Origin of the sequence: Methylobacterium mesophilicum (assembly GCF_022179445.1) — a bacterium.
GTDB classification, from domain to species: Bacteria; Pseudomonadota; Alphaproteobacteria; order Rhizobiales; family Beijerinckiaceae; genus Methylobacterium; species Methylobacterium mesophilicum.
In genome coordinates this window covers 1-266 of the sequence record NZ_BPQU01000127.1, presented here as the reverse complement: position 1 = coordinate 266, position 266 = coordinate 1, and the positions used below count along the sequence as shown (strand labels likewise).

The window sequence follows — 266 nt, the reverse complement described above, 5'->3', positions numbered from 1 at the left end:
CGATGAACGGGATCATCACCAGCACCACGAAGGGCACGCTCGGCACGAGGTTGGCCAGCACCACGCCCCAGAGCGTGCCGGCGAGGCCCGCCTGGTAGAGCACGGTGGCGAGCGGGATGCCGTAGGTGATCGGCGGCACCAGCAGCGGCAGCAGGAAGACCAGCATCACCAGCCGGTTGCCCAGAAAATCGCGCCGCGCCAGCGCGTAGGCCGCCGTGACGCCGAGGAGCCCGGACAGGAAGACCACCAGGAACACCACCTGGATC

The 266-nt window shown here is 68.8% G+C and carries 1 pseudogene; it reads right to left on the bottom strand.

What is annotated here, in order from left to right:
• Positions 1-266, bottom strand: a pseudogene (locus tag MFF40_RS28495) (ABC transporter permease); the annotation flags it as partial.